Here is a 25,849-nt window from a genome sequence, read left to right on the forward strand (position 1 = left end):
CCGACCCCATATTGGAGCGGGTGACGACGCAGACTAACCTTAGGGGACATGATCATGAATTCGAACAGCAACGACAAATCCGACAGCCAATCGGACAAACAGCAATCGGGCAACCAGCAGTCGGACAAACAGTCCGGCAGCCGCCAATCGTCGGGCGGCACCCAGGGCGGCACGCACGAGCAGCATGTCGAGGCGGGCCGCCAAAGCCACAAGAATGACGGCGACAAGCAATCGGGTTCGCAACAGTCGGGCCAGCAATCGGGCCAAGGCAAGAGCGGCGGCGGCAGCCAGCAATCGGGTTCCGGCTCCGGCACGCGCGGCGGCACGCATGAGCAGCACGTGGAAGCGGGACGTCAAAGCCACAAGAATGACGACAAATCCTGATCCCGCGGGCATGGCCCGATGCCGTCGGTCGGCATGAAAGCGCTGACGGCCATGCTGTGCGCCGGGCTGGGCATGGGTCTGGCCGCCTGCGGCGCCAGGAATACGGCATCGAACGTGGAGGCCCCGGGCGCGCCAGCCGGGGTCTCCACGCGCGTGCTCGATGCCGGCGCCGACGCCCTGCAAGCGCGGCCGCCCATTGCGGCCCTCAATGCCTATCTCGACGGTTTTCATTTCTACAACGGCAATCTGCGCGGCCAGATGGAGGCGCACCACTATTGCGCCATCGTCAATGAAGAGTTGATTCAATGCGTGATTTACGACGGCAACGTCAAGGATGCCAAGCTGATGGGCGTCGAATACATCGTCAGCGCCAGGCTGTACCAAGGCTTGCCTGCGGCGGAAAAAGCGCTGTGGCACAGCCATGTGCATGAAGTGAAGTCGGGCCAGCTGATCGCGCCCGGCATACCGGCCGTGGCCGAAAAGGCGCTGATGCAAAAACTGGTGGGTACGTATGGCAAGACCTGGCATACCTGGCATACGGATCGGCACAAGACCTTGCCGCTGGGCGTGCCGCAACTGATGATGGGCTTTACAGCCGACGGCCAGGCCGACGCCGCCATGGTCGCCGCGCGCGACCGCCGCTTCGGCATCGATTCGGCAGAAAAACGCCGCCAGCGGGCCGATATTGCCGCGCCCGCCATCGTCGCCGGTGCCGACGCCTGGCAGCACGGCACGGTCATCCAGCTGGCCGACCCGACGGGAATGCCGCACAGTTCATCACCACCACCGCCATCCACACGCACGGCCGTGCCTGCCATTGCGCACCCCGCCAGATGATAGACGGCGCGCGAAAGGCCGTTGTCTGGATCGGCATTCTGGGCGATAATTACGCCCATGAACGATACCACTACCTTACCCCCATTGCCCGATCGCCTGTCGATCGACCCGAGCAGCCCTTACCACGTTGCAGCCGTGTTCGAGAACGACGTCGGCATCCGCTTCAACGACAAGGAACGTCTTGACGTGGAAGAATATTGCATCAGCGAACGCTGGATCAAGGTCGCATCCACCAAGTCCCTCGACCGCCGCGGCCGTCCGCTGCAGATCAAGCTGAAGGGCAAAGTCGAAGCGTTTTACCGCTAAGCACAGCTGTTCGCTCCCATCGAGGCCGATTTGTATCGGCCTTTTTTGCGTCCGCCGCTTTCCTCTCAGGCATCGACGGTAATGATTCCGGCCCCGGCCGCCATGGGCAGCCACAGCATGGCGTCGGCCAGCACCTCGTCCGGCGCCCTGCCACTGGACTGTGCCGCCTGCCGCGCGCACTGCGCCAGCGGCGCGCCGCCGGCCAGCGCTTGCAGCCAGTAAAATTGCCATGGCAATAAGTCCTGCATGGCAAGCCGGTAATGCATGCGCGAAATGGCCACATAAGCGGGCGCCGCTTGCGGCTGGGGCGGCACGGCGTCGTCCGGCGCTGCCTGCACCTGTTGCCAGAATGAACACAAGGGAAACGACAGGGCCAGCAGCCGCGTGCACGGCGCCAAACGCCAGGCCGGGGCATTTCCCAGCAACAAGTCCAGGCCGGAAGGCAACAATGGCGGCGCTCGTTTTTCCAGGCCCGGCGCCCTGCCCGCCTCGCTGCGCGCCCGTTCCAGCTGCGCCAGTTCGACGGGAAAGCGCAAGACGTCCTCCTGCGCGCCGGCGGCGCCCTGGCTGGCGGCGAGAAAATCGGCAAAGCCGCCGCCCAGGTCGTACAAGGTCGGGGAAGCGGATGGGTGGTGCCAGACATAGGCGCGGGCAAAAAACGCGAACAGCTCGTCGCCCATGACCTTGCGCAAGACGGGATAGTCGGCCTGCAGGCATTCGAGCAGGCGCTGCACATAGCCGTCCGCATGGATGTGCAGCGGCGCCGGCCCGCCCCGCGCCCGTTTCAGCACTTGCTCTTGCGTCAAGCCGTGGCGCTCGCTGGCCAGCTGCGCGCCGCGCGCCGCGCCGCCCGGCGCGGTCATGGCCGTCAAAAACCACGCCTGCAATTGCGCCAGCGGTGCGTCCACGCGCTCGCCGCCGTCGGCGCTACGGGGCATGGGCCGCCTCCAGGTGAAAGCCCAGCGGCGTGGAGACGGCGGCGGCCAAGCTCGCCGTGGCCGTGGCTGGCGATGCATCGGAAAACGCTCCCCGCCCGGCCGCGCGTGCCTTGTCGAGTTCGGCCAGCAGCTGCGGGTACGGGGGAATGTCCGCATCCCATTCCAGCAGGGCCGACACGCCGCCCGTCAGCTGCTGCGCCAGCGCGTACAGGCACCAGACGGCCGCCGGCACGGGGGCGTCGTGGGTGTCGATCAGCATCGCGCCGCAGACGGTGGGCCCGGCCAGGTGGATTTGCACGATGTGCGCGTGCGGCAACCGGCGGATATAGGCGGCCGCGTCATAGCCGTGATTATGCGCGCTGACATGGACATTATTAACGTCGAGCAAGAGTCCGCAGCCCGTGTCCTCGGCCAGGCGCCCCAGGAATTCCCATTCCGGCATGCTGGACTGGGCAAACTCCACGTAGCTGCTGGGGTTTTCCAGGATCAATGGCCGCCCCAGGAATTCCTGCACTTGCCGCACCCTGCCCGCCACGTGGCGCAGGCTGGCTTCGTCCAGCGGCAAGGGCAACAAATCGTGGCTGTTGAGCGAGGCGGTGCCCGTCCAGCACAGGTGGTCCGAAATCCACGCGGGGCGGATCTCGGCGGCCAGCTGGCGCAGCTTGCGCAGGTAGGCCAGGCTCAGGGGATCGCTGCTGCCGATCGACAGCGACACGCCATGCATGACGATGGGCACCTGCGCCGCCACCTGCTCCAGCACGTGGCGCGCATAGCCGTGGTTGTCGATGAAGTTCTCGCTGATGATCTCGAACCAGTCCACCTGCGGCCCGTGCTCCAGAATGTGCGCGTAATGGGGCGGACGCAGCCCCACGCCCAGGCCCAGGTTCTGCAGGCCCAGGCGCGGAAGCACCGCTGGCTTGATCGCTCGCATCAGGTCGACGGCGGCAAGGCCAGGCGCAGGTCGGTGGGCGCCGGCGGCGCGCCCACCGGTGTGCCGCGCGCCGCCATCACCTTGCCATACGCTTCCCAGGCCTTGTCATAGACATTGTCGCCAAGCGAGAACGTCATGCTCTGGCCCAGCGGAATGCTGCGGTGCTCAGGCGCGGGACCGAAATCGTACAGGGTCATGGTGGCGGGCTCGGGCGGCTCCTTTTTAGTCGTGTTCGGATACAGTTGCGAGGCCGAAATCGGCACGGCGCAGCCGCCGAAGCCCCCGCATTTATTGTCGCTGGGCGCGCTGTAGACTTTATCGTCCTGCGGCGGCGGTGGCGGCACGTAGCACTCGGAGCCCGGCGCCGCGGCAGCCTTGACCGAGTGGCCGCAGGACGAGCCGCCCGTGTCGGCCTGGGCGAAGCCGCAGCCGCCTTGGGCGTGGCAGCCGTTGGAGCCGCGGCAGGTATGGTAGACGGCCAGCGCGGCGCAGGTGGACGACGCCTCGCCCTCCAGGTGCATGCCCTGGCAGGCGTGGTACAGCACGCTTTTCTCGGGCAGCGGCACGCCCGTCGCCAGGTTCGGCGCCTGGCCCAGCACGGCCCAGCAAATGGCCATGCGGTCGCCCGCACCGACCATCGACGGATACGGGAATTCCAGTTGCTGGTTCAGCCAGTACTTGTCCAGCACGGAAGTGATGCCGTAGATGGCGCCCGTGGCCACCGTGCTCAGCATTTGCAGGGTGCCGCCGGCGTCCTTCAGGCGGTTCAGGGCGCCCGCCACGGCAGCCGGCGCGGGGATGTTCGTCGGCGCGGTGGCCGGGTTATAGCGCTCGTTGGTCAGCATGGCTTCGCTCCAGCGCCCGCCGTCCTTGTGCCAGCCGGCCCAGGTCTGCACGGGCAGCATGGCCTTGACCTGGCCGAAGCGCTCGTAGTGGTCGTAGGCGGCGCTATCGTGGCGCGCCTGCGCGTCGCGCGATTCGGCGTCCTTGCCATTGTTCGCGTACGACGGATAGTCGCACTTCAAGGCGGCCAGGTCTTCGCGGTAGTCGGGCTGCACGGCCATCAGGCGTTGCGCCGCGTCGCGGCGGTAGCGCTGGATGGCCGCTTCGCTGCCCTCGCCCTGGTCCGTGATGGCCGCCATCATGTCGATGGCCTTGTTGAACGAGCCCGTCTGGCCGCCATCCTGGTCTTGCGGGCCGAAGCAGGTGTCGAACTTGGGAAACTCCGCCTTGGCGTGCCCCTGGACCTGGCTGTTGAACATGTCCTGCTGCACCGAGCCATTGACGAACAGCTTTTGCCACAGGGTCTGGCCATCCGTGTATGCGATGCTGATGTAGCGCGCATAGCACTCATACATGTAGCCGATGGTGCCGAACAGGGGCAGGTCGTGCACGTGCTTGCCCGGTGTCCAGCCATCAAACGGCACGTCGGGAAAATATTTTGTGTGGTTGTGCTTGTCGAACTCGGCCAGCTGGGCGCGTGCCTGCTCTTCCGGCTGCTCGATGGCGAGGAACAGGTCGCACTGGTTGTCGTTCAGTTCTTCCAGGTTGACGCGCACGTGGCGGTAGCCGGCCGTGTCCTGCAAGTCGACGATGTGCGGGATCAGCGTGCAATCCTTGCCGTAGCAGGTCCAGCCGTGGTCCTGCGACTGCAGCTCCGACCCCGTGAAGCACGGCGCCGTGCCGATGGCCGTGGCCAGGTTGGCCGCCATCTGCAGGTGCAGCATTTCCTGGATGAAGACGCTGAAGATGATATTGAAAGCCTTTTGCTCCTTCAGTTCGGGGCGCGCCGTGGTGCCCATGCCCGGCCACTGGCGCCCTTCGTAGTAGGTGATGCCTTTCGAGTTGATCTGGTGCGTGCCCTGAATCGAATACATGGTGGCCATGTACAGGGGAATGGTGAACAGTTCCACGCTGACGGCCGCCTGGGCGATGGCGCGCACGGCCGCCGTATCGGTGGCCAGCAGGTCGAGCGGACGGTTGGTGATGGCGGCCGGGGTGCTGCCTAAAACGGGCATTTTCATTCTGTCTCTCCACAGGAACGATGCGTTTCGGATATCGGGCCGGGCCGCGCCATCGGCGTGCGCTGCTCACGGCACGGAAATCATACGCCTGAGAAAGATACTTTTGCGGCAAGATTTATCCGCTGCCCAACGGCCCATGCCGCCAGCCTTGCAGCGTGAAAATAGGCGTTTTCAGGCGCCATTCGATGACAATTGAATAGAATCGGCAAAACGCGCGCGTGTATAAGCGCCGCGCCGTCCAACGCCGGCGCGTCGCTTGCAGGATGATAGTCAGGCCGCCGGCGGCGGCTGGAAGGCGCAAAAGCCGGGCCACTGCTCGCGGCTGTCGCACACTTTCAGACAGCCTTGATTGCCCTTGAACGTGGCGACGGCCTTGATGGGAAAGCCATAGATTGGCGTGGTGGCCAGGAAGGCGGACGGGCAGCTGTGCTCGGTGCTGAAGCGGAAAGTGATGGCTTCGCGGCGGCCCTTGCGCGCAAAGCTCAGCATGAAGCTTTCGTTGCTGTTCCACTGCGCCTTGCCCGGCACGCGGAAGCGGTAGCGCGGGCTGCCCGGGCCTTCGATGCGCTGGCCGAAGACGCGGCTGCTGGCCGTGGCCGTCTCGACCTTGGCGATCGGATAGGGCACGGCGAACATATACGTGCCCGCGAACCCCTGGTCGAAGCCAAGTCCCTTCTGGTAAAACGGCACGACGATATGCGGCGCGCCCGCGTATTCGACGCTGTTGCGTGACGTCGTGCGCGACGTCAGCTTGTCGTCGGGCGCCTGCCCGAAGAACACATCCAGTTCCAGCAAGGCTTGTTGCTTGTCAATATCTTGCGTCAAATAATCCTTGGGGAACAGCTCGCCATGCACGCAGCCGGCCAGCAGCGCTGCGGCGCAGCAGCCGGCGATGAGTTTAGCGACGAGTTTGGCGATATTCATGGCTGTTTTCCTTCCGGCGGCGCGGAACTGAGACCCAAGCCCGTCACTTGCCAGCCGCCCTTGCCTTCTTTCCATTGAAATTGCTGGCCGAACCAGGCCAGTTCCAGCTCGCGCCGGATGCGGTTTGAATCCGTGCGGCCCTGGCGCGCCTTGATGGCGGCGCCCGCCTGAGCGGAAGCGGCATCCGACAAGGGCTTCAGCCACCTTTGATACGTGTCTGGCGGCAAAGCCAGCACGCCGGCCACGCCGTCGTCGCGCGTGGCGACGATGATCCCCACCTTCGTCAGCGCATTCGTCAAATACGCGCCGCGCCGCCCGTCGGGTGAGACGGACACCAGCATGGCGGGCGCGTAATCGCCGGTGACGCCGCCGGGCACGTCAAACCACAGCAGCTCGCCCGTGCGCGTGTCGAGCGCGCGGCCATCGCGGGCAAACAGCAGCATTTCGGGATTGCCCGGCTGCGGCACGCCCCATTCCGGGTCGCGCTCCGTGCGCACCATATTGTCGCGCTGCAGGGGGCTGATGGGGCGCATCAGCGGTTCGCCATTCTGCACGCCAATGAGGATGGTGCCCTGGCCCGTATAGCCCTTGGTGAATGCCAGCAGCATCGGCTGACCCTCGCGCCTGGCCGCCAAGGGGCGCACTTCCACCACTTCGCGCGCGCCGCCGGGCCAATAGCCGTGCTGGCGGAAAGACAAGGTGACGAGCGCGTCGTGGCGATTACGCGTGACGACGAAGTCGCCGTATTGCCGCATCACCGGCACGTAGGATGTTTGCGCCTGCGCGGCGGGCACGATGACGGCGGCCAGGGTGGCGGCGGCCGCCAGGCGGTGTAAAGAAAAGAACGGCATGACATCCTGAAAGGGTCGCAGCGGGCGAAGAACCGCGATGATAAACGATTCATCGCCAGCAACACTGTCCGATAGGAAACATCAACGGCGCTGGATTTCGATCAGCTCGATCTCGAACAGCTTGGGCCACAATTTTCCCGTGACAAACAAGCGCTTGCCGCGCCCATCCCAGGCGATGCCGTTAAGCACGGCGTCGGGATTGGCCGTGCCCCGCTGCTCGGGCGGCAGCAAGCCCGTCAGGTCGATCCAGCCGACAACCTTGCCGCTGGCCGGGTCGATGCGGGCGATCACGTCCGCGCCCCACACATTGGCAAACAGTTGCCCGTCGACCATTTCCAGCTCGTTCAGCCGGTCGATGGGCCGCCCTTCGGCTTTCACTTCGAAGCGGCGCACTTCCTTCAGGGTTTTCGGATGGAGCACGCGGATGGCGGACGTGCCGTCGCTCATGTAGACGAACTGGCTATCGCTGGCCAGGCCCCAGCCTTCGCCCGCGTAGCTGAATTTGCGTTTCAGTTTGAAGGTCTTCAGGTCAAAGACATAGCCGGTCTGCGACATCCACGTCAGGCCCAGGATCTCGTCGCCCACGTCCGTGATGCCTTCGCCAAACACATTCTTGTCGAGCATGCTTTTCTGCAGCACCTTGCCCGTCGTCAACTCCACCTTGCGCAAGGAAGACTGGCCATTCTGGCCCGTGCTTTCATACAGATGGCCATCCTTGAACAGCAAGCCTTGCGTGAAAGCCTGCGGGTCATGCGGGTAAGTGTTCTTGACGAAATAGCCATACACTGGCAAGGCGGCCTGGGCGTAGCCCATTTCGCTCATCAGGCCTACGGTGCATAACAATCCCAGCAGCAATGAGCCGGCCGTGCGTTTGAGTCTGGTATTGACGTTGATATTCATCGGGTCGGGCGGAAGTTGGCGAGCGTCTATTGTAAACGGGCCGCGTCCGCCATGCGCGCCCTGACGAGCTCCAGCCAGGCGCGCGCGGCGAACGACAGCCGCCCGCCCCGGCGCCAGGCCAGCATGAGGTTCCACTCCACGGGCGGACCGGCCAGGGGAATCACGTCAAATTGCGCGGCATCAAGCGTGTCGCAATACATCTTCGGCAGCAGGCAGATGCCCACGCCCAGCCGCACCAGCGAGGCAATGAAATCCCACTGGCCGCTGCGACCCGTGATGCGCGGGGCGAAACCGGCCCGCTGGCAGGCATCCTGCACGATGTCGTTCAGGGCGAAGGCGGCGCCATAGAAGATGAAGGGGCTGTCGGCCAGCTCGGCCAGAGCCACGGCAGCGCGCCCGTGCCACGGCGAGCCGGGCGCTGCCAGCAGACACAGCGGCGAGCGCACGAGGGGCAAGGCTTCGAAATCCTGCCAGGTGGCGGCGTTGCCCGGGTAGTCGAGCATGGTGCCCAGTTCCACCGTGCCGGTGCGCAAGTCGCGTTCGATCGCCTGCGTGCCGCTTTCATACATTTTCAGTTCGATGCCCGGATAGCGCTGGTGGTATTCGGCCAGCCATGGCGCCAGGGTGGAGTGCGTCTGCGGCGACACGCCGACCCGCAACTCTCCCCGCTCCAGATGTTGCAAGTCGCGCAATTCCACCTTCAGTTCCGCGTGCAAGGCCAGCAGTTCATGCGCGCGCGACAGCACCACCTTGCCGGCGTCCGTCAGGGTAAAGCGCTTGCCGGCCCGGTCCAGCAGGGCCAGGTCCAGCGACTGTTCCAGCTGTTGCACCATCTTGCTGACGGTGGGCTGCGTCACGTGCAGCCTGGCGGCCGCGCGCGTAAAACTGGCTTGCTCGACCACTTCGACGAAGTAGCGCAGGGAGCGGATATCCATGATGCATTCCAAAATCGAATGATGATCATGAGTTTAAGTCATTTTATCTTTTGATGTGGGCTCACTACAATGAAAACTCCCCCATCCGTTTGAAAGCCTGCCGTGAAAGCCGTCCCTTGTTCCACCGCCGCCCCACTCTCCATTGCTGTTTGGCGCCAGCCCGCGCAGACCGCGTGGCAAGTGGGCATCCTGATTGCCGCCTGGTGGCTGGCCGACGCGGCCGCCTCGGCCCTGCACTTGCCGTTTTCCGGCGGCGTCGTGGGCCTGTTCGTGCTGGTGGCCCTGCTGCTGGCGGGCTGGGTACGGCCAAGCGCCATCGAACTGGGCGCGAACTGGCTGCTGGCCAACATGCTGCTGTTTTTCATACCGCTGGTCGTATCGGTGGTGCAATTTACACAACTGTTGAGGTCACAGGGCTTGATGCTGTTCGTGAATATCGGCCTGGGCTTTGCCAGCGTGATGCTGGCCACGGCGTTGACGGTGGAATGGGTGTGCCGCCATGAACGCAAGCTCCGGCTGCAAAAATTGCTGCGCCAGCGCGCCGTGAGGGCGCAAGCATGAGCACCCTGCTGCTGTCCCTGCTGTTTTTGCTGCTGACCCTGGTGCTGTTCTATGCCAACCAGGCCGTGCACCGGCGCCACCCGCATTTTCTGCTGACGCCCGCCATCTGCACCTCGGCGATATTGATCGTCATCGTGCAGGCAACGTCGACGCCGTTCGCCACGTATTTCGGCGAGACGCGCTGGCTGCCGTGGCTGCTGGGCCCCGCCACCATCGCGTTTGCGCTGCCCATCTTCCAGGAGCGCAAGCTGATCCGCAAGCACTGGCTGGCCCTGTCGCTGGGCAGCTGCGCCGGCATCGTCGCCTCCGTGGCCGCCACCCTGCTGCTGGACCGGCTGCTGGGCGTGCATGGCGACATGGCGCGCAGCTTGCTGGCGCGTTCCGTCTCCACGCCGTTCGCGCTGGAAGCCTCGCGCCACATGGGCGGCTCGGCCCAGCTGACGGGGATTTTTGTTGTCATGACGGGCTTGTTCGGCTTGATGCTGGGCAAACCCTTGTTAAAACTGCTGCCCTTGCGCATGCGCATCGCCCGTGGCGCCCCGTATGGCGCGGCCGCGCACGGTTTTGGCTTGTCCGTGGCGCGCCGGGTCGGCACGGAAGAAGGCGCCGTGGCCAGCCTGACGATGATCTTTTCCGGCGTCGTGACGGTGCTGCTGGCGCCGCTGCTGGGACATGTGCTGGGCTAGCGGCCCGCTTGCAGCGCCTGCATGCCATGCACGATCAGATCGATGCCCGCCAAAAAATCCGCGCGGTCGTCGTGCGCGCGCAGCTGGCCCGCCACCTTGCGGGCAAACGGGAACGCCTGCGCATCGAGGCGTGACCAGGCGCCTGCCAGAGTGTCGAGGAAATGCGCGCGCTCCAGGCCCTGTTCCCTGGCGATGACGGCATTGGCCGCATTCTGCCCGCTCACGCCCAGCAAATAATTGAGCAAGGCGCATGCCGCCATCCACTGCCGCTCCTGCGGCACGCCCAGCGCATCAACCTGCCGGCCCAGGCGTTCCAGGATGCGCACGGTGGGCAGCTGGCCCGGCGCGCGCGACAGGGCCGAGCCCAGCCACGGATGCGCATCCATCGCCTCGAACATGGCCAGCGCCACGGCGCGGATGCCCGCCTGCGGCGTATCGCCAGGCGGCGCGGCCTCCATGGCGCGGGCGACGATGGCGTCGCTGGCGGCCGTGAACAAATCATCCTTGTCGGCCACGTGCCAGTAGATGGCGCCCGCTCCCGTCGCCAGGCGCGCGGCCAGGGCGCGGAAAGTCAGGCCGCCCTCGCCCGCCGTGTCGAGCAGGGCAATGGCGGCGTCGATGATGGTGTCGCGCGTCAGCGAGTCGGCGCGTCGTGGTGGGGTCGCTACGGTATGGGGCATTGCTTATCTTGACACAGATGCCGGCTTGCCGCAAAATTCTTATGGAACGCCGTTCCATTACTGTTTTAAACACCACCTGAAGGATCACCATGCATATCGCCATCATCGGCGCGGGCCTGGGCGGGCTGATGCTCGCCCGCGTGCTGCACGTCCACGGCATCGCCGCCACCGTGTATGAAGCGGAGGCATCGCCGCAGGCGCGCCGCCAGGGCGGCATGCTCGACATCCACGAAGAAACTGGCCAGCAAGCGCTGCGGGCGGCCGGCCTGCACGATGCCTTCCGTGCCCTCATCCACGCGGGCGGCGAAGCGAGCCGCGTGCTCGACCAGCATGGCACCGTCCTGCTCGACGAGGACGACGACGGCACGGGCGGCCGTCCCGAAGTGCCGCGCGGCGAGTTGCGCCGCATCCTGCACGCAGCCTTGCCTGAAGGCTGCGTGCGCTGGGGCCACAAGCTGACAAACGTCGCCACGCTGGGCGGCGGCCAGCACCTTTTACATTTTGCGCATGGCGCCACGGCAAGCAGCGATCTGCTGGTGGGCGCGGACGGTGCCTGGTCCCGGGTGCGGCCGCTGCTCTCCAGCGCGCAGCCGGCCTACAGCGGCATTGCCTTCATTGAAACGTATCTGTTCGACAGCGACCGCCGCCACGGGGCCACTGCGCAAGCCGTGGGCACCGGCGCCCTGTTCGCGCTGGCGCCGGGCAAGGGCATCCAGGTCCACCGCGAAGCCGATGGCGTGCTGCATGCGTATGTGGCCCTGAGTAAACCGGAAGAATGGCTGGCGAGCATCGATTTTGCCGACCCGGCCGCCGCCCGGGCCGCCATCGCCGCCCAGTTTGCCGGCTGGGCGCCGGCGCTCACGGCCCTGATCACGGACGCGGACACGCCGCCCGTGCCCCGTCCCGTGCATCTGCTGCCCGTCCGCCACCGCTGGCAGCGCGTGGCGGGCGTGACCTTGCTGGGCGACGCGGCCCACCTGATGGCGCCAGCCGGCGAAGGCGCCAACCTGGCCATGCTGGACGGCGCCGAGCTGGCGCAAGCGCTTGCCGCGCCCCCCAGCGACGTGGAAGCGGCCCTGCTGGCATATGAAACGGCGCTGTTTGCGCGCAGCAGCGTGGCCGCGGCGGAGTCGGAGCGCATCCTGCGCCTGTGCTTCGGCGACGATGCGCCGCACGGCCTGGTGCGGTTCTTTACGGGCATGCGGGACGCCGGCCCGGCACCCGAAGTGTAAATGGCGGCGCCAAAGCCCCACGCCAGCGGCCTTTATCGGGGATAATACGTCTTCCCCCATTCCCAGCAGCCGCGCCACGATGAAATACCCTGCAGTCCAGCCCTTCAGCGACATCCTGCCACGCCTGCATGAGTTCGACGCCATCATCGACGTGCGCAGCCCGTCCGAGTTCGCGGAAGACCATTTGCCGGGCGCCATCAACTTGCCCGTGCTCGACGACGAGCAGCGCGTGCGCGTCGGCACCCTGTACAAGCAGACGAGCGCCTTCGAGGCGAAGAAGCTGGGCGCGGCGCTGGTGGCGCAGAATATCGCGCGGCATATCGAAGACGGCTTCCTCGGCCACCCGCAGTCTTGGTCGCCGCTGGTGTATTGCTGGCGCGGCGGCAACCGCAGCGGCGCCATGGCGCACATCCTGGCGCGCATCGGCTGGCCCGTGACGCAGCTCGAGGGCGGCTACAAGGATTACCGGCGCCACGTGAACGCCGAGCTGGCCATCCTGCCCGAACGCTTCGACTTCATCAACGTGCTGTGCGGCCCCACCGGCAGCGGCAAGAGCCGCCTGCTGCAGGTGCTGGACAAGCAAGGCGCGCAGGTGATCGACCTGGAGCAACTGGCAGCGCACCGCGGCTCCGTGCTGGGCGGCTTGCCAGAGGAAGTGCAGCCGTCGCAAAAGGCGTTCGAAAGCGCGCTGTGGCAGCAATTGCGCACTTTCAACCCGCATCTTCCCGTGTTCATCGAATCGGAAAGCAAGAAAGTGGGCCGCTTGCGCGTGCCCGACGCGCTGATGGAAAAGATGCGCGCGGCCGCCTGCACGGACGTGCGGCTGGCCACGGAGCAGCGCGTGCAATTGCTGATGCAGGATTATGCGCATTTCGTCGGCGATGCACAGCGCCTGAACGTGCAGCTGGCCCTGTTGACGCAACTGCATGGCAAGGAGAAAATCGCCCACTGGCAGCAACTGGCCACGGCGGGCCGCATGGCCGAGCTGGTGGAAGAACTGCTGGTCCAGCATTACGACCCCGTCTACCGGCAATCGATCGCCCGCAACTTCAGCCGCTACGCCCAGGCGACACCGCTGGTCTTGCCCGATATTTCAGAACATGCCTTTGAGCAAGCCGCGCGCGCATTATGTGCTATCGTCGGCGAACCCCGTACCGCCAGCGCCGCCTGAGCCTGAGCGCGCTTTTTTACCTTTTTTAAGCAGGATGACGACCATGTCCGATAGCGCACTACCATCCAATACACCCATCCGATTGACCGAATTTGCCCATGGCGGCGGCTGCGGCTGCAAAATTGCGCCGGGCGTGCTGGCCGACATTTTAAAGGGCAGCGGCGGCTTTCCCCTGCCGAAGGAATTACTGGTCGGCATAGAAACCTCCGATGACGCGGCCGTCTACCAGCTCAACGACGAGCAGGCGCTGATCGCCACGACAGATTTCTTCATGCCCATCGTCGACGATCCGTTCGACTTCGGCCGCATCGCCGCCACCAACGCCATTTCCGACGTGTACGCCATGGGCGGCACGCCCATCATGGCGCTGGCCCTGGTGGGCATGCCGATCAACAAGCTGCCGGTAGAAACCATCGGCCTCATATTAAAGGGCGGCGAAACCGTCTGCGCCCAGGCTGGCATCCCCATCGCGGGCGGCCACACCATCGATTCCGTCGAGCCGATCTACGGCCTGGTCGTGCTGGGCCTGGTCCACCCCTCGCAAGTGAAACGCAACGCGGGCGCGCGCGCCGGCGATAAACTGGTATTGGGCAAGCCGATCGGCGTGGGCATCTTGTCGGCCGCGCTGAAGAAAAACGCGCTGGACGCGGACGGCTACGCTTCCTTAATCGACAACACCACCAAATTGAATACCCCGGGCAAGAAGCTGGCCCTGCTCGATGGCGTGCATGCGCTGACGGACGTGACGGGTTTCGGCTTGCTGGGCCACACCCTGGAACTGGCGCGCGGCGCCAAGTTGCAGGCGCGCATCGCCATGGATGCCGTGCCGCTGCTGCCGCAGGTGCAGCAACTGGCGCAAAATGGCAACATTACTGGCGCATCAAACCGCAACTGGCAAGGCTACGGCGCGCAAGTGGCGCTGGCAGACAATTTAAGCGCCATCGACAGGGCGATCCTGACGGACCCGCAGACGGCCGGCCCCCTGCTGGTGGCCTGCGCGCCGGAAGCCGTCGAGCAAGTGCTGGCGATTTTCCGCGCCGAAGGCTTTGGCGACGCCGTCGTCGTCGGCGAGATGCAGGAAGGCACGACCGGGGTTTCCGTATCTTAATGAACAATATTTTTACAAAGGCACTCCCATGACCACTTTTTCCAAATTCCCCGCCATCCTGGCCACCGTCGCCGCTACCCTGGCCATCCACAGCGGTCTGGCGCAGGCGCAACAAGTGCTGCGCGTCTCCGCCATCCCCGATGAAGCGCCGACGGAATTGCAGCGCAAGTTCAAGCCGCTGGGCAGCTATCTGGAGAAAAAGCTGGGCATGAAGGTGGAATTTACGCCCGTCACCGATTACGCGGCGTCCGTGGAAGGCTTGATCAATCACAAACTCGACATGGTCTGGTTCGGCGGTTTTACTTTCGTGCAAGCGAACGTGCGCAGCGGCGGCAAGATTGTGCCGCTGGTGCAGCGCGAGGAAGACACGAAGTTCCGCTCCGTGTTTGTGACCACCAGCAAGGACATCAATCAATTGTCCGACCTGAAGGGCAAGAACTTCACCTTCGGTTCGGAATCGTCGACCTCGGGCCACTTGATGCCCCGTTACTACTTGCTGGCTGCCAAGATCAATCCGGACACGGACATGAAGCGCATCGCGTTCTCGGGCGCGCATGACGCCACCGTGGCGGCCGTAGCCGGCGGCAAGGTCGATGCGGGTACCTTGAACATTTCCGTGTGGGAAAAGCTGGTCGAAGCGAAAAAGGTCGACCCGAGCAAGGTGCGTGTGTTCTACACGACACCAGGCTACTACGACTACAACTGGAGCGTGCGCGCCGACATGAACCCGGCCGTGCGCCAGAAACTGACGGACGCCTTCCTGGCGCTGGATCCCTCCACTGCCGAAGGCAAGGAAATCCTGGAATTGCAGCGCGCCACGAAGTTCATCCCCACCAAGGCCGAGAACTACAAGGATATCGAAGCGGCCGCGCGCGATGCGAAGCTGTTGAAGTAATATAGGTCGACGCGTTTTATCGTTGGTCGGATTAGCGGCAAAGCCGCATAATCCGACACAAGCAATAATGGCGACAATGTTGTCGGATTACGGCCTCCGGCCTAATCCGACCTACGCTGCCGTCGCATGGCGTCATCCGACACACCACCGCCCCCACACCGAACATCGCATGACATTCCAACTTCACAAGGTCAGCGTCCACCACGCGGGCGCCGCGGGCCATGCGCTGGCCCTGCGCGACGTGGACCTGGACGTGGCCCAGGGCGAGCAGATCGCCCTGATCGGCCCGTCAGGCGCCGGCAAGACCAGCCTGCTGCACACCCTGGCCTGCGCGCTGCGCCCGGCATCGGGCACATTGAACATCCTGGGCACGTCTCCCTGGCAAGCCGGCAGCGCCGAACGCCACGCCTTGCGCTCGCGCCTGTTCCTGGCGCCGCAAACGCCGCCGCTGCCGCCGCGCCAGCGCGTCGTCAACGCCGTGCTGGCGGGACGTCTGCCGCAATGGAGCTTGTGGACGGCCATCCGTTCGCTGCTGGCGCCCGCCGATCCGCGCGCCGCGTGGGAAGCGCTGGGCAAATTCAATCTGCAGGACAAACTGTATGCCAGGGTCGACCGGCTGTCCGGCGGCGAACGCCAGCGCTGCGGCATGGCGCGCGCACTCGTGTCGAATGCGCAAGTGTTCCTTGTCGACGAACCGCTGTCCGCGCTCGACCCGACACTCGCCTTGCAGACGATCCATGTGCTGCAGGCCGAAGCGCAGGCGCGCAACGCCACCCTGATCTGCAGCTTGCACCAGGTGGACATCGCCCGCGCCTGCTTTACGCGCATCGTCGCCCTGCGTGACGGCCAGATCGTCTTCGACTTGCAGGGCAGCGAGGTCAGCGACGCGATGATCGCCGAGCTGTACCGCAACAAGGCCGAGCCGGCACCGCAGTTTGAATCGGTGGCAGCAAACCTGGACGCCGCGAGGCCCCTTTGCTGAAAAGCGCCGACGCCGCCATACCGCGCGATCCCGCCTGGCGCGGCCGCCTGACCGGGGCCGCCATCGTGCTGTTCGTACTGTGGCCGATGCTGGTACAGGCCGAGTTCAAGCCGTGGATACTCTGGGATGCGCAAAGCCTGGCGGCCACCTGGCAATTCGTCGCCAGCTTCGTGCCGCCCGCCCATACGCCGGAATTTTTGCAGCTGGTGGCCATTTCCAGCTGGGAAACCATCGCCATGGCCACGGCCGGCATGGCGCTGGCCATGCTGGGCGCCATTCCATTGACCCTGCTTGTGACGGAGCGCTTGTCGATCTCGCGCATCGGTTCCGGCCAGGTGTCGCCGCTGGCCGCCAGCGTGCGCCATGGCGTGCGCGCGCTGCTGGTGCTGCTGCGCAGCGTACCGGAACTGGTCTGGGCATTATTGCTGGTACGCATCGTCGGCCTGGGGCCGACGGCCGGCGTGATCGCCATCGCCCTCACGTATTGCGGCATGCTGGGCAAGGTCTACGCGGAAATCCTCGAGTCGTCGGACGCCGCCTGCAACGCCTTGTTGCACAACGGCAGCGGCAGACTGCAAGCCTTGCTGTACGGCGCCCTGCCCGAATCGGCCGCCGAACTCGTGTCGTACACGATTTACCGCTGGGAATGCGCGATCCGCGGTTCCGTCGTCATGGGTTTTGTCGGCGCGGGCGGCCTGGGCCAGCGCATGGATGAATCGATGAAGATGATGGCAGGCAGCGAGCTGGCCACCATGCTGATGGTGTTCGTGCTGCTGGTGGCGGGCGCCGACGCCGTGTCCGCCATGCTGCGCCGGAGGCTGGCATGAAGACTGAACCGATGTTGCCCATCCCTGCTCCCGTGCGCTGGTCGACCTGGGCCTTGCTGGCCGGTTTAGTGCTGCTGGTCATCGCCAGCTTCGCCACCCTGCCCCTGAAATGGGGCGAGTTCTTCAGCGCCGACGCCGTGCGCACGAGCGCCGATTTCCTGCACGGCTTCGCCCCGCCCGAGCTGGCCGGCCCCTTCCTGATGAAAGTCGGCGTGGCCACGTTCGAGACCCTGGCCATGTCGGCCATCGGCACGCTGATCGCGGCCGTATTCGGCGCGCTGCTGGCCCTGCCCGCCAGCGGCCGTTTCGGTCACTTGGCGCGCAACGCGACGCGTGGCGTATTGAATGTGCTGCGCTCGATCCCGGAACTGGTGTGGGCCTCGATTCTGCTGATCGCCGCCGGCTTGGGCCCGTTCGCGGGCACCCTGGCCCTGGCCTTGCACACGGTGGGCGTGCTGGGGCGCTTGTTTGCCGATGCGTTTGAAAACTGTCCGCCCTTGCCGGCCGCCACCCTGCGCATCAACGGCGCGCGCCCGGCCGTGGCCTTTTTATACGCGACCTTGCCGCAGTGCAGCCCGCAGATGATGTCCTACACCCTGTACCGCTGGGAAAACAATATCCGCGCCGCCGCCATTCTCGGCGTCGTCGGTGCGGGCGGCCTGGGACAGATGCTGAAATACCATCTTTCGCTGTTCCAGATGCAGAGCGCCGCCACCGTCATCGTCGCCATGTTGCTGATGGTGGCCGCCGTCGATGGCCTCAGCTATGTGCTGCGCCGCGCCATGACCCGTTAATTTTTTAAAGGAGTGCCCATGTCAGGCTGGTGGACGATTATCTCGACGCAAACGCCGGAACAACTGGCCGATATGACGAAAGTCAACAAGGAAACGTTTCTCGCCACCTGGGAAGCGGGCCTGTTCGGCGCGGACTGGATCGCGCAACTGTGTACACAAGGCAAGGCGACCCAGCTGGCGTTCAACGGTTTCCCCAACCGCTACACGGCCTCGGCGGACGTCATCGCACCGCTGTTGCTGGCGGGCATCGCCGAAGCACGGGACGGCGAATTTCCGCAGGACCAGCTCACGGGCTGGCCTGGCAGTATCACCGTGCACGGGGAGCGCATCGCCGCCTGCGCGCCCGGGCAGCTGCTCACGATTGAAGTGTGGGACCAATCCTAGGTCAAGCGCAACAAATACGGCTGAGCAAGCCTGCACTCCTGTTAATATTGTCAAATACTTCAATGGATAGCGCCATCCCAAGGACAGGCGCCATGCCATTCAAGCATGATGGACGTATTTTCCTGCACCGCAGGCCACTCTTGCATAGGCTGTCACCACCATGAAAAACTGCTCCTGGGCGCTCTCGCCGCCGGCTGCGCAATCTTCGCCAACGCCAGCGCCGCCCCTGTCGAGGATTTTATCGGCACGTGGAAACTGGAACGCACCACCGTCCCGAACTATGTCGTCATCAGGCAGGAAGGCGGCCAGCTTGTGGCGCTGCGCTACACGCGCAATGTTGCCAGCAACAAGATCACCGAACGGCGCTATCCGGCAAGCTATGCGAACGGCGATGTCGCCATCGATGCGGGCGAGACGATCATCGAAGCGCGCAGCGTGAACGATGTCGCGACCGTCACGATGCTGGCGCAAGCGTACAAGAAGATATCCTCGTCCACGGCCGCACCGACCAGTTAAGAAATGTCCCCGATTTGAAGAATATCATTATCCGCCCCACCAGCGCCGCCGACTGGCCGGCCCTGAAAGCCACGCGCCTGGCCGCCCTGCTCGACGCCCCCACCGCCTTTGGCGCCAGCCATGCCAGCGCGGCCGGTTTTGCCGATGCCGACTGGCAGCAGCGCGCCATCAGCACGCCGCAGCGCACGTTTTTCCTCGCCTTCGATGGAGAACAAGCGATCGGCCTGGCCGCGCAAGTGGTGGCAGGCAATGGCGAGTGCCATTTGATCGCCATGTGGGTACATGCGGCATACCGGGGCCTGGCCGTGGCGCAGGGTTTGGTCGATGCCGTGAAACAATGCGCCGTGGACAATGGCCATGTTCGCTTGGTGCTCGATGTGGCGCCGGAAAATGCGCGCGCGGCCGCGTTTTACCGGAAACAGGGCTTTGTCTTTTTGCCGCAATGGGAAGCGCTGGAAAGCCATCCGCATATTCAGGTGCAGAAGATGGAATGGCGGAAACCCGCATAGAGACTAACAAATGGAAAGATGAAACGCGATGCTGCGATCTATTTCGGCATTCCTGCTATTGACCGCCCTTGCCGGCAAGGCGAGCGCAGATAATATTCCGGATATCGTTCTGGAATACGCCAGCGCTTTTGCCCAAACGCAGGCGGCGGACAAACAACCGTCTGCCACGCCGCCAGCCGACTACGCGCAGTGGTTCTTTCAAGGCTTGACCCATCCGGCGGGCGCCATCGTGACGCAATCAGCGCTCATGCGCGACGCCTACACGAAGGGGCAAGAGTATTGGCGCGACCATCCGTCCCAGCGCACCCAGATCATGGCAGGCTATGGCTACCGTCCCATCGAGCGCGATGGCGTCTGGTCGCGGGGCTTTGAAAAGAGCGTTTTCCAGCCGACCGATGCGGATGCGGATGCCGGTACATGGTGGATCAACTCTTTCGGCGGCGTTGCATGGCGTGAGGTCGGCCTGGTGGCGCCCAATTCGGTGTATGAACGGCCGCGCGTGCATATTGCCGGTTATCTTAGTCCCAAAGGTCATTATGGCCATCTGGGTGCGTATGAGCACGAGGTATTGGTCACTTCGGGCGCGGCCGAGAAAGCATCGGGTCATTGATTACGTATCCATAAAAAGATCGGGTACGCGTGCCATCAACAAAGCTGGGCGCAGGACTGGAGCGATGACAGTATGATCGAATTGACATTCGACGACGACCAAACTGCGCAGTGACTACTTCACCCGCTGCTTTTCCAGCTTGCGCGCCAGCGTGCGCCGGTGCATGCCCAGCCGGCGGGCCGTTTCCGAGATATTGAAATCCGTCTCGGCCAGCATTTCGTGGATGCGTTCCCATTCCAGGGTCTTGATGTTGGTGGCGCGGTTCGTCAGTTCGATGTCGGCGTTGCCGGCCACGTGGCCGAAAGCCGCTTCGATGTCGTCCGTGTTCGACGGCTTCGCCAGGTACTGGCAGGCGCCCAGCTTGATCGCTTCGACGGCCGTGCCGATGCTGGCGTAGCCCGTCAGCACGACGATCAGCATGTCCGGGTCGTGCTGGTGCAGCATCTGCACGCAAGCCAGGCCCGAGGTATTGCCATTGAGTTTCAGGTCGACGACGGCGTAGTCGGGGCAATGCTGTTCCAGCAAGGCGCTCGCTTCGTCGAAATTGGTGGCCAGCAGCACCTGGTAACCGCGCCGCTCGAACGAGCGGCCCAGGGTGCGGGCAAACGCGGCGTCGTCTTCCACGATCAGTAACAGACGGTCATCCTGCATGGTGGTCGCTTTCTCTTTCCAGTTTGATGGCCGCCAGCGGCAAGGCCAGGTGCACCACCGCCCCGCCCTGCACCCGGTTGCGCGCCGTCACTGTACCGCCCAGGGTGCGCGCGACATTCACCACCAGGAACAGGCCCAGGCCGCCGCCGGGCTTGCCCTTGCTGCTTTGATATGGTTTACCCAGGTGCGTCAGCATCGACGGCTCGAAGCCGGGACCCGCATCGGTAACGACCAGGTGCAAGGCGTCCGCTTCGCGCGTCGCTTCGAAGCGCAGCCACTCGGGCGACGCTTCCAGCGCATTGTCGAGCACATTGCAGATGGTTTGTTTCAGGGTCGAATCGAAGACGACGGGCACGTCATGCTCGATGCGGTTATCGTACTCGAAATCCTGGATCGGGCGGCTCGTGCGCCACTCGTCCACCAGGTCGCTGAGGAAGGTATTGATCGTCGTTTTCACGGAAGATTCCCCGCGCGCCTCGCCCGCCGACAATAAAATGCCGCTGACGATGCTCTTGCAGCGCTGCAATTGCGCCTGCATTTCCGTGATTTCTTCCAGCAATTCGCTGTTCTTGCTCAGTTCGGGCATGCGGCGCCAGTCGCCGAGGATGACGGACAAGGTTGCCAGCGGCGTGCCCAGTTCGTGCGCCGCGCCCGAAGCCAGCAAGCCCATGCGGATGATGTGCTCCTCTTCCGCCGCGCGCTGGCGCAGGTCGGCCACCTTGGCGTCGCCGGCACGCTGGTTGCGGTTGATGCGCGTAATAAACACCACCAGCAAGGCGGCGTTCAAGATAAAACAGATCAGCAAGCCTTGCACGTACAGGCTGGAAAAACCGCGCTCGGGGTCGATCGGCAGGATCAGGGGGCCGGGCAGCAAGGCCAGGCCGGCCAGGCACAGGCTGGTAATGGCCACCATGATCCAGGTCGACCACACTTCCAGCAGCACGGCGCTGAGGATGACTTGCAATAAATACAGGAAGGCAAACGGGTTGCTGATGCCGCCGCTCAGGTAGAGCTGGGCCGTCAGCACGGTGACGTCGACCAGCAGGGCAAGAAACAGGGCCGTGTTGGAAACGGGCTGGCGTTCGTGCCAGCGCAAGAGGCTGGCCAGATTGAAGGCGATCAGGCAGGACAGCACTTCGAGCATGTAGGGCACGGGCAAAGCGATGCCCAATCCCACGCCCACGCCGAAGATCGTGCTGATCTGGCCGATCACGGCCAGCCAGCGCAGCTGGATCAGCAGTTTCATGTTCTGGTGGCCGGCCGGATGTTCCATCTCGGCCGCCACCGCGCCGCGTTCTAAGACCTCGCGGTTGGGCAGGATTTCAATCATGCCCGGCATGGTCGCTTTCCTGGCGATCGGCGTTGCCCGCCTTGCGCGCGCGGCGGCGCTTGTCTTCGCGCACGATCCACCACGTGATACCGGCCACCATCAGGGCCAGCGCGAACCACGTCAAGGCGTAAACCAAATGGTTGTTGTGGAACGAGATCACGGTCAGGCCGCCGACGGGGGCATCACCGGCCGTTTCCGATTTTTCCTTCGCATCGACGAAATATGGCGCCACGTTGCTCAGCATGTGCGAGCCGGCGATGGCGGCCACGTCGCGCGAATACCAGTGCTGCGTGGCAGGACTGTTTTCGCGCAGGAAGCCGCCGCCCGTCTCGCTGATGCGCAGCAAGCCGTCGACCTCGACGATGCCGGCCGGCGTGCTGGCGGCGATGCCGGCGCGCTTGGCCACGAAGCCGCGGTTGATCAGCACGGTGCTGCCATCGGCCAGGCGCAAGGGCGTCACCAGCCAATAGCCGCTGCCCAGTGCCGTCGTTGCCTGCACCAGGGTATTGAAAATGGGGAGATAAGTACCGGAGAGTCGCACATGGCGGTATTCATCCGTTTGTGGCGTGATGCTGGCCCAGGCTGCGGGTCCAGGCGCGTCCGTTGCGGGCGCATGTACGCGTTGTTCGACGCGCTCGATCAGGTCAAGCTTCCAGAACAGGCGCTTGACTTGCCAGGTGCCCAAGGCACAGAAACCGGCAAAAACGATCCCCGCCAGCAGGGCCAGTACGTAGCGTACCGCCATGCCGCGTGGGCCTGGCGCGGCATCTTGCGATGCGGCGCCAGGGGCGCGCCCGATGTTGCTTGGGCGCGGTTGACTCATCATGGAGCCGTTTTCGTATGCATGTACTCAGGCATCAGATCCGGCATCATGTTGTGGTTCATGTGGTACATCACCCACAGGGAACCGGCCATGGCGATACCCACGATCATGATCGTGAAGATCAGCGCCATCATGTTCCAGCCGCCTTCGGACTTGGTGTTCATGTGCAGGAAGTACACCATGTGTACCACCACTTGAACCGCCGCGAACGCCAGCAGAACCAGGCCCATGGTGCCCGAGTTGGTGATGGCTTTCGTCATCACCAGCCAGAACGGAATGGCCGTCAGGATCACCGACAGGATGAAACCGATGGCGTAGCTTTTCAGGCTGCCATGATCGTGGTTGTCATGGTGGTGGCTATCGCCGTGTGTGTGGTGGTCGCTCATGGCAGCACTCCCATCAGGTAGACAAAGGTGAAGACGCCGATCCAGATGACGTCCAGGAAGTGCCAGAACAGCGACAGGCACATCATGCGGCGGCCGTTTTCCGGGGTCAGGCCATGCTTGTTCAACTGGAACATCAGGGTCACGAGCCAGATCACGCCGAACGTCACGTGCAAGCCGTGGGTACCGACCAGGGCAAAGAACGACGACAGGAACGCGCTGCGCTGCGGACCGGCGCCTTCGTGGATCAGATGAATGAATTCATACATTTCCAGCGACAGGAAGGCCAGGCCGAACAGGCCCGTGATGCCCAGCCAGACCAGGGTGCTGCGCAATTGCTTGCGCTGCATGGCCAGCATGGCGAAGCCGTAGGTGATCGACGACAGCAGCAGCATGGCCGTGTTGACGGCCACCAGCGGCAGGTCGAACAGCGCGGCGCCCGTCGGGCCGTCCGCATAGCTGCGGCCGACCACGGCGTACGTGGCGAACAGACAGGCGAAGATCAGGCAATCGCTCATCAGGTAGAGCCAGAAACCGAGCAGGCTGCCGTTTTCCGGGTGGTGCTCGCGCACAAAGTAGCTGCGCGTGCTTGGTGCGGCGCCAGCGGCGCCGGTGTTATGGGCGATGGTATCAGACATGGCTGCTCAGCAATTTAGTATAAGCGTCTTCGGTACGGACCACTTCTTCCGCAGGAATGTAGTAATCGCGCTTGTAGTTAAAGGTATGGACGATGATCGTAATCATCATGACCACGAAGCCGACGGCGGCGACGAGCCACATTTGCCAGATCAGGCCAAAACCGACCAGTGCGGACAGCGCGGCGATCACGAAACCAGCCCAGGTGTTCTTCGGCATGTGGATCTTCGTGAAACCGGACGTCGGACGCTGGTAACCGTGTTTCTTCATGTCAGTCCATGCATCGAGTTCGTGCACTTGTGGCGTGAAGGCGAAATTATAGTCTGGCGGTGGCGACGACGTCGACCATTCCAGCGTACGGCCGCCCCATGGGTCGCCGGTGACGTCGCGCAGGGCGTGACGGTTGCGGAAACTGACATAGAACTGCATCAGCAGGGAACCGATGCCCAGCGCGATCGAGACGGCGCCAAACCAGGCGATGATGGTCCAGATTTGCAAGGATGGATCTTCAAAGTGGTTGACACGACGGGTCACGCCCATCAGGCCCAGCACGTACAGCGGCATGAAGGCCAGGTAGAAGCCGACGAACCAGAACCAGAACGAGCACTTGCCCCAGAACGCGTCGAGCTTGTAGCCGAAGGCTTTCGGGTACCAGTAGTTGATTGCAGCAAATACACCGAAGACCACGCCGCCGATAATCACGTTATGGAAGTGGGCGATCAGGAACAGGCTGTTATGCAGGACGAAGTCCGCTGGCGGTACGGCCAGCAGCACGCCGGTCATGCCGCCGATGGTGAAGGTCACCATGAAGCCGATCGTCCACAGCATCGGCAACTCAAAACGGATGCGGCCGCGGTACATGGTAAACAGCCAGTTGAAGATCTTCGCGCCCGTCGGGATCGAGATGATCATCGTCGTGATGCCGAAGAAGGAGTTGACGCTGGCGCCCGAACCCATGGTGAAGAAGTGATGCAGCCATACCAGGTAGGACAGGATCATGATGACGCAGGTGGCGTACACCATCGAGGCGTAGCCGAACAAACGCTTGCTGCTGAACGTGGCAACGACTTCCGAGAACACGCCGAACAGCGGCAGGATCAGAATGTAGACTTCCGGGTGACCCCAGATCCAGATCAGGTTGACGTACATCATGGCGTTGCCGCCCAGTTCCGTCGTGAAGAAGTTAAAGCCGGCAACGCGGTCCAGCGACAGCATGGCCAATACCGCCGTCAGCACCGGGAAGGCGGCGACGATCAGGATGTTGGTGCACAGTGCGGTCCAGGTGAAGACGGGCATTTTCATCCAGGTCATGCCAGGCGCGCGCATCTTGACGATGGTGGCGATCAGGTTGACACCGGACAATAGCGTCCCGACCCCGGCAATCTGCAAGGACCAGATGTAATAGTCTACCCCCACGTCCGGACTGCCGACGATGCCCGACAGCGGCGGATAGGCCAGCCAGCCCGTGCGGGCGAATTCGCCGACGAACAGCGAAGCCATGACCAGGACGGCGCCCATGGTGGTCATCCAGAAGCTGAAGTTGTTCAGGAATGGGAAAGCCACGTCGCGCGCGCCGATCTGCAGCGGCACCACGTAGTTCATCAGACCCGTCACGAAAGGCATCGCGACGAAGAAGATCATGATCACGCCGTGGGCGGTGAAGATCTGGTCGTAGTGATGCGGCGGCAGGAAGCCGGCATTGTCGCCAAAGGCGATCGCCTGCTGGGTACGCATCATGAGCGCGTCGGCAAAGCCGCGCAGCAGCATGACCAGGCCCAGGATCATGTACATGATACCGATTTTTTTATGGTCGATACTGGTGATCCAGTCGCGCCACAGGGTACCCCAGACGCGGAAATACGTCAGTGCCGCAACGAGTGCGATACCGCCCAGGGCGACCATGGCAAAGGTCGCCAGCAGGATAGGTTCGTGAAATGGAATTGCATCCCAAGTCAGACGGCCGAATATAAGCTTCGTCAGATCAATATGGTCTAGCATTGTTACTCTCAGAGAAAAAAGGGAGGCGCCAGGCAAGCGGCGC

30 protein-coding genes are annotated in these 25,849 nt (G+C 63.9%); 16 read left to right on the forward strand and 14 right to left on the reverse strand.

Annotated features, from left to right (window positions below):
* The first annotated feature begins 54 nt into the window (after window positions 1-54).
* The 3 genes from CBW66_RS04670 to CBW66_RS04680 are packed head-to-tail and all read left to right on the forward strand — an operon-like array spanning window position 55 to window position 1,527.
* A complete protein-coding gene (locus CBW66_RS04670; RefSeq protein WP_205701094.1) occupies window positions 55-384 on the forward strand; it encodes a hypothetical protein in 330 nt (109 codons plus the stop codon).
* Between the two features lie 33 nt (window positions 385-417).
* Window positions 418-1,221 (forward strand): OBAP family protein, encoded by an 804-nt coding sequence (locus tag CBW66_RS04675; protein ID WP_086136976.1) that lies wholly within the window; start codon window positions 418-420, stop codon window positions 1,219-1,221.
* A 57-nt stretch (window positions 1,222-1,278) separates the two neighbouring features.
* Window positions 1,279-1,527, forward strand: a complete 249-nt coding sequence (locus CBW66_RS04680) for a DUF3297 family protein (protein ID WP_010398340.1) — start codon at window positions 1,279-1,281, stop codon at window positions 1,525-1,527.
* A 65-nt stretch (window positions 1,528-1,592) separates the two neighbouring features.
* Here the strand turns inward: CBW66_RS04680 and CBW66_RS04685 are convergent, their stop codons facing one another.
* The 7 genes from CBW66_RS04685 to CBW66_RS04715 form a co-directional block, all read right to left on the reverse strand.
* Window positions 1,593-2,465 carry a DNA-binding domain-containing protein gene (locus CBW66_RS04685; protein ID WP_086136821.1) on the reverse strand — a complete coding sequence of 291 codons (873 nt, stop codon included), beginning with the start codon at window positions 2,463-2,465 and terminating at the stop codon, window positions 1,593-1,595.
* Window positions 2,455-3,396, reverse strand: coding sequence for a DUF692 domain-containing protein (locus CBW66_RS04690; protein WP_086136822.1), 942 nt, complete (start codon window positions 3,394-3,396; stop codon window positions 2,455-2,457). Before CBW66_RS04690 ends, CBW66_RS04685 begins: the two co-directional genes overlap by 11 nt.
* Window positions 3,396-5,420, reverse strand: coding sequence for a ferritin-like domain-containing protein (locus CBW66_RS04695; protein ID WP_086136823.1), 2,025 nt, complete (start codon window positions 5,418-5,420; stop codon window positions 3,396-3,398). Before CBW66_RS04695 ends, CBW66_RS04690 begins: the two co-directional genes overlap by 1 nt.
* Before the next feature lie 270 nt (window positions 5,421-5,690).
* On the reverse strand, window positions 5,691-6,344 hold the full coding sequence (locus tag CBW66_RS04700) for a hypothetical protein (protein ID WP_086136825.1): 654 nt from the start codon (window positions 6,342-6,344) through the stop codon (window positions 5,691-5,693).
* Complete coding sequence (locus CBW66_RS04705; protein WP_205701095.1) at window positions 6,341-7,195, reverse strand: hypothetical protein; 855 nt, start codon at window positions 7,193-7,195, stop codon at window positions 6,341-6,343. Before CBW66_RS04705 ends, CBW66_RS04700 begins: the two co-directional genes overlap by 4 nt.
* 81 nt (window positions 7,196-7,276) lie before the next feature.
* The gene (locus CBW66_RS04710) at window positions 7,277-8,095 is read right to left on the reverse strand and encodes a glutaminyl-peptide cyclotransferase (RefSeq protein WP_086136826.1); all 819 of its coding nucleotides are present in this window, start codon (window positions 8,093-8,095) and stop codon (window positions 7,277-7,279) included.
* 26 nt (window positions 8,096-8,121) lie between these two features.
* Entirely contained in the window at window positions 8,122-9,030 is a 909-nt protein-coding gene (locus CBW66_RS04715) for a LysR family transcriptional regulator (protein ID WP_086136827.1), read from the reverse strand.
* A 102-nt stretch (window positions 9,031-9,132) separates the two neighbouring features.
* Between CBW66_RS04715 and CBW66_RS04720 the strand changes: the two genes are divergently transcribed.
* Window positions 9,133-9,591: a CidA/LrgA family protein gene (locus CBW66_RS04720; RefSeq protein WP_086136828.1), complete on the forward strand. Its 459-nt coding sequence runs from the start codon at window positions 9,133-9,135 to the stop codon at window positions 9,589-9,591.
* Complete coding sequence (locus CBW66_RS04725; protein ID WP_086136829.1) at window positions 9,588-10,277, forward strand: LrgB family protein; 690 nt, start codon at window positions 9,588-9,590, stop codon at window positions 10,275-10,277. Before CBW66_RS04720 ends, CBW66_RS04725 begins: the two co-directional genes overlap by 4 nt.
* Here the strand turns inward: CBW66_RS04725 and CBW66_RS04730 are convergent.
* Window positions 10,274-10,957 carry a TetR/AcrR family transcriptional regulator gene (locus CBW66_RS04730; RefSeq protein ID WP_086136830.1) on the reverse strand — a complete coding sequence of 228 codons (684 nt, stop codon included), beginning with the start codon at window positions 10,955-10,957 and terminating at the stop codon, window positions 10,274-10,276. The genes CBW66_RS04725 and CBW66_RS04730 overlap by 4 nt on opposite strands.
* Window positions 10,958-11,046: 89 nt before the next feature.
* Here CBW66_RS04730 and CBW66_RS04735 point away from each other — a divergent pair, with 89 nt between their 5' ends.
* The 11 genes from CBW66_RS04735 (at window position 11,047) to CBW66_RS04785 (ending at window position 19,985) form a co-directional block, all read left to right on the forward strand.
* A complete protein-coding gene (locus CBW66_RS04735) occupies window positions 11,047-12,189 on the forward strand; it encodes an NAD(P)/FAD-dependent oxidoreductase (RefSeq protein WP_205701096.1) in 1,143 nt (380 codons plus the stop codon).
* Between the two features lie 79 nt (window positions 12,190-12,268).
* Window positions 12,269-13,360, forward strand: coding sequence for a tRNA 2-selenouridine(34) synthase MnmH (mnmH, locus tag CBW66_RS04740; protein ID WP_086136832.1), 1,092 nt, complete (start codon window positions 12,269-12,271; stop codon window positions 13,358-13,360).
* A gap of 43 nt (window positions 13,361-13,403) precedes the next feature.
* A complete protein-coding gene (selD, locus tag CBW66_RS04745; protein ID WP_086136978.1) occupies window positions 13,404-14,468 on the forward strand; it encodes a selenide, water dikinase SelD in 1,065 nt (354 codons plus the stop codon).
* Window positions 14,469-14,496: 28 nt separating this feature from the next.
* On the forward strand, window positions 14,497-15,363 hold the full coding sequence (locus CBW66_RS04750; RefSeq protein WP_086136833.1) for a putative selenate ABC transporter substrate-binding protein: 867 nt from the start codon (window positions 14,497-14,499) through the stop codon (window positions 15,361-15,363).
* Window positions 15,364-15,532: 169 nt separating this feature from the next.
* Window positions 15,533-16,345: a phosphonate ABC transporter ATP-binding protein gene (locus CBW66_RS04755; RefSeq protein WP_086136834.1), complete on the forward strand. Its 813-nt coding sequence runs from the start codon at window positions 15,533-15,535 to the stop codon at window positions 16,343-16,345.
* Window positions 16,339-17,172: an ABC transporter permease gene (locus CBW66_RS04760; protein ID WP_086136835.1), complete on the forward strand. Its 834-nt coding sequence runs from the start codon at window positions 16,339-16,341 to the stop codon at window positions 17,170-17,172. The genes CBW66_RS04755 and CBW66_RS04760 overlap by 7 nt, the downstream gene beginning before the upstream one ends.
* Window positions 17,169-17,966 (forward strand): phosphonate ABC transporter, permease protein PhnE, encoded by a 798-nt coding sequence (phnE, locus tag CBW66_RS04765; RefSeq protein WP_086136836.1) that lies wholly within the window; start codon window positions 17,169-17,171, stop codon window positions 17,964-17,966. The genes CBW66_RS04760 and phnE overlap by 4 nt, the downstream gene beginning before the upstream one ends.
* Window positions 17,967-17,984: 18 nt before the next feature.
* On the forward strand, window positions 17,985-18,350 hold the full coding sequence (locus CBW66_RS04770; RefSeq protein ID WP_086136837.1) for a hypothetical protein: 366 nt from the start codon (window positions 17,985-17,987) through the stop codon (window positions 18,348-18,350).
* A 105-nt stretch (window positions 18,351-18,455) separates the two neighbouring features.
* Window positions 18,456-18,866: a hypothetical protein gene (locus CBW66_RS04775; RefSeq protein ID WP_086136838.1), complete on the forward strand. Its 411-nt coding sequence runs from the start codon at window positions 18,456-18,458 to the stop codon at window positions 18,864-18,866.
* Window positions 18,867-18,880: 14 nt separating this feature from the next.
* Window positions 18,881-19,375 (forward strand): GNAT family N-acetyltransferase, encoded by a 495-nt coding sequence (locus CBW66_RS04780; RefSeq protein ID WP_086136839.1) that lies wholly within the window; start codon window positions 18,881-18,883, stop codon window positions 19,373-19,375.
* A gap of 28 nt (window positions 19,376-19,403) precedes the next feature.
* A complete protein-coding gene (locus CBW66_RS04785) occupies window positions 19,404-19,985 on the forward strand; it encodes a hypothetical protein (RefSeq protein WP_086142839.1) in 582 nt (193 codons plus the stop codon).
* Window positions 19,986-20,099: 114 nt separating this feature from the next.
* Here CBW66_RS04785 and CBW66_RS04790 read toward each other — a convergent pair whose 3' ends face one another.
* From CBW66_RS04790 to cyoB, 6 genes are read right to left on the reverse strand one after another with little or no spacing between them, the layout of a single operon-like run.
* Complete coding sequence (locus tag CBW66_RS04790; RefSeq protein WP_086136841.1) at window positions 20,100-20,636, reverse strand: response regulator transcription factor; 537 nt, start codon at window positions 20,634-20,636, stop codon at window positions 20,100-20,102.
* Entirely contained in the window at window positions 20,626-21,975 is a 1,350-nt protein-coding gene (locus CBW66_RS04795) for an ATP-binding protein (protein WP_086136842.1), read from the reverse strand. The genes CBW66_RS04790 and CBW66_RS04795 overlap by 11 nt, the downstream gene beginning before the upstream one ends.
* Window positions 21,959-22,792: an SURF1 family protein gene (locus CBW66_RS04800; protein ID WP_086136843.1), complete on the reverse strand. Its 834-nt coding sequence runs from the start codon at window positions 22,790-22,792 to the stop codon at window positions 21,959-21,961. Before CBW66_RS04800 ends, CBW66_RS04795 begins: the two co-directional genes overlap by 17 nt.
* Window positions 22,789-23,175 (reverse strand): cytochrome o ubiquinol oxidase subunit IV, encoded by a 387-nt coding sequence (cyoD, locus tag CBW66_RS04805; RefSeq protein WP_034788483.1) that lies wholly within the window; start codon window positions 23,173-23,175, stop codon window positions 22,789-22,791. Before cyoD ends, CBW66_RS04800 begins: the two co-directional genes overlap by 4 nt.
* A complete protein-coding gene (cyoC, locus tag CBW66_RS04810) occupies window positions 23,172-23,810 on the reverse strand; it encodes a cytochrome o ubiquinol oxidase subunit III (RefSeq protein WP_034788486.1) in 639 nt (212 codons plus the stop codon). The genes cyoD and cyoC overlap by 4 nt, the downstream gene beginning before the upstream one ends.
* A complete protein-coding gene (cyoB, locus tag CBW66_RS04815; RefSeq protein WP_086136844.1) occupies window positions 23,803-25,806 on the reverse strand; it encodes a cytochrome o ubiquinol oxidase subunit I in 2,004 nt (667 codons plus the stop codon). Before cyoB ends, cyoC begins: the two co-directional genes overlap by 8 nt.
* Window positions 25,807-25,849: the final 43 nt, after the last annotated feature.

Source organism: Janthinobacterium sp. GW456P (genome assembly GCF_002127655.1).
Classification (GTDB): Bacteria; Pseudomonadota; Gammaproteobacteria; order Burkholderiales; family Burkholderiaceae_D; genus Janthinobacterium.

What these genes read in the sequence shown, in the direction of transcription:
- mnmH (WP_086136832.1), top strand. Translation starts at nt 12,269, where the DNA reads ATGAAATACCCTGCAGTCCAGCCCTTCAGCGACATCCTGCCACGCCTG.
- selD (WP_086136978.1), top strand. Translation starts at nt 13,404, where the DNA reads ATGTCCGATAGCGCACTACCATCCAATACACCCATCCGATTGACCGAA.
- CBW66_RS04785 (WP_086142839.1), top strand. Translation starts at nt 19,404, where the DNA reads ATGCTGCGATCTATTTCGGCATTCCTGCTATTGACCGCCCTTGCCGGC.
- CBW66_RS04675 (WP_086136976.1), top strand. Translation starts at nt 418, where the DNA reads ATGAAAGCGCTGACGGCCATGCTGTGCGCCGGGCTGGGCATGGGTCTG.
- CBW66_RS04700 (WP_086136825.1), bottom strand. Translation starts at nt 6,344, where the DNA reads ATGAATATCGCCAAACTCGTCGCTAAACTCATCGCCGGCTGCTGCGCC.
- CBW66_RS04695 (WP_086136823.1), bottom strand. Translation starts at nt 5,420, where the DNA reads ATGAAAATGCCCGTTTTAGGCAGCACCCCGGCCGCCATCACCAACCGT.
- CBW66_RS04795 (WP_086136842.1), bottom strand. Translation starts at nt 21,975, where the DNA reads ATGCCGGGCATGATTGAAATCCTGCCCAACCGCGAGGTCTTAGAACGC.
- CBW66_RS04710 (WP_086136826.1), bottom strand. Translation starts at nt 8,095, where the DNA reads ATGAATATCAACGTCAATACCAGACTCAAACGCACGGCCGGCTCATTG.
- CBW66_RS04680 (WP_010398340.1), top strand. Translation starts at nt 1,279, where the DNA reads ATGAACGATACCACTACCTTACCCCCATTGCCCGATCGCCTGTCGATC.
- CBW66_RS04735 (WP_205701096.1), top strand. Translation starts at nt 11,047, where the DNA reads ATGCATATCGCCATCATCGGCGCGGGCCTGGGCGGGCTGATGCTCGCC.
- CBW66_RS04730 (WP_086136830.1), bottom strand. Translation starts at nt 10,957, where the DNA reads ATGCCCCATACCGTAGCGACCCCACCACGACGCGCCGACTCGCTGACG.
- CBW66_RS04755 (WP_086136834.1), top strand. Translation starts at nt 15,533, where the DNA reads ATGACATTCCAACTTCACAAGGTCAGCGTCCACCACGCGGGCGCCGCG.
- CBW66_RS04685 (WP_086136821.1), bottom strand. Translation starts at nt 2,465, where the DNA reads ATGCCCCGTAGCGCCGACGGCGGCGAGCGCGTGGACGCACCGCTGGCG.
- CBW66_RS04790 (WP_086136841.1), bottom strand. Translation starts at nt 20,636, where the DNA reads ATGCAGGATGACCGTCTGTTACTGATCGTGGAAGACGACGCCGCGTTT.
- cyoC (WP_034788486.1), bottom strand. Translation starts at nt 23,810, where the DNA reads ATGTCTGATACCATCGCCCATAACACCGGCGCCGCTGGCGCCGCACCA.
- CBW66_RS04775 (WP_086136838.1), top strand. Translation starts at nt 18,456, where the DNA reads ATGATGGACGTATTTTCCTGCACCGCAGGCCACTCTTGCATAGGCTGT.
- CBW66_RS04715 (WP_086136827.1), bottom strand. Translation starts at nt 9,030, where the DNA reads ATGGATATCCGCTCCCTGCGCTACTTCGTCGAAGTGGTCGAGCAAGCC.
- CBW66_RS04705 (WP_205701095.1), bottom strand. Translation starts at nt 7,195, where the DNA reads ATGCCGTTCTTTTCTTTACACCGCCTGGCGGCCGCCGCCACCCTGGCC.
- CBW66_RS04725 (WP_086136829.1), top strand. Translation starts at nt 9,588, where the DNA reads ATGAGCACCCTGCTGCTGTCCCTGCTGTTTTTGCTGCTGACCCTGGTG.
- cyoD (WP_034788483.1), bottom strand. Translation starts at nt 23,175, where the DNA reads ATGAGCGACCACCACACACACGGCGATAGCCACCACCATGACAACCAC.
- CBW66_RS04690 (WP_086136822.1), bottom strand. Translation starts at nt 3,396, where the DNA reads ATGCGAGCGATCAAGCCAGCGGTGCTTCCGCGCCTGGGCCTGCAGAAC.
- cyoB (WP_086136844.1), bottom strand. Translation starts at nt 25,806, where the DNA reads ATGCTAGACCATATTGATCTGACGAAGCTTATATTCGGCCGTCTGACT.
- CBW66_RS04750 (WP_086136833.1), top strand. Translation starts at nt 14,497, where the DNA reads ATGACCACTTTTTCCAAATTCCCCGCCATCCTGGCCACCGTCGCCGCT.
- phnE (WP_086136836.1), top strand. Translation starts at nt 17,169, where the DNA reads ATGAAGACTGAACCGATGTTGCCCATCCCTGCTCCCGTGCGCTGGTCG.
- CBW66_RS04670 (WP_205701094.1), top strand. Translation starts at nt 55, where the DNA reads ATGAATTCGAACAGCAACGACAAATCCGACAGCCAATCGGACAAACAG.
- CBW66_RS04800 (WP_086136843.1), bottom strand. Translation starts at nt 22,792, where the DNA reads ATGATGAGTCAACCGCGCCCAAGCAACATCGGGCGCGCCCCTGGCGCC.
- CBW66_RS04770 (WP_086136837.1), top strand. Translation starts at nt 17,985, where the DNA reads ATGTCAGGCTGGTGGACGATTATCTCGACGCAAACGCCGGAACAACTG.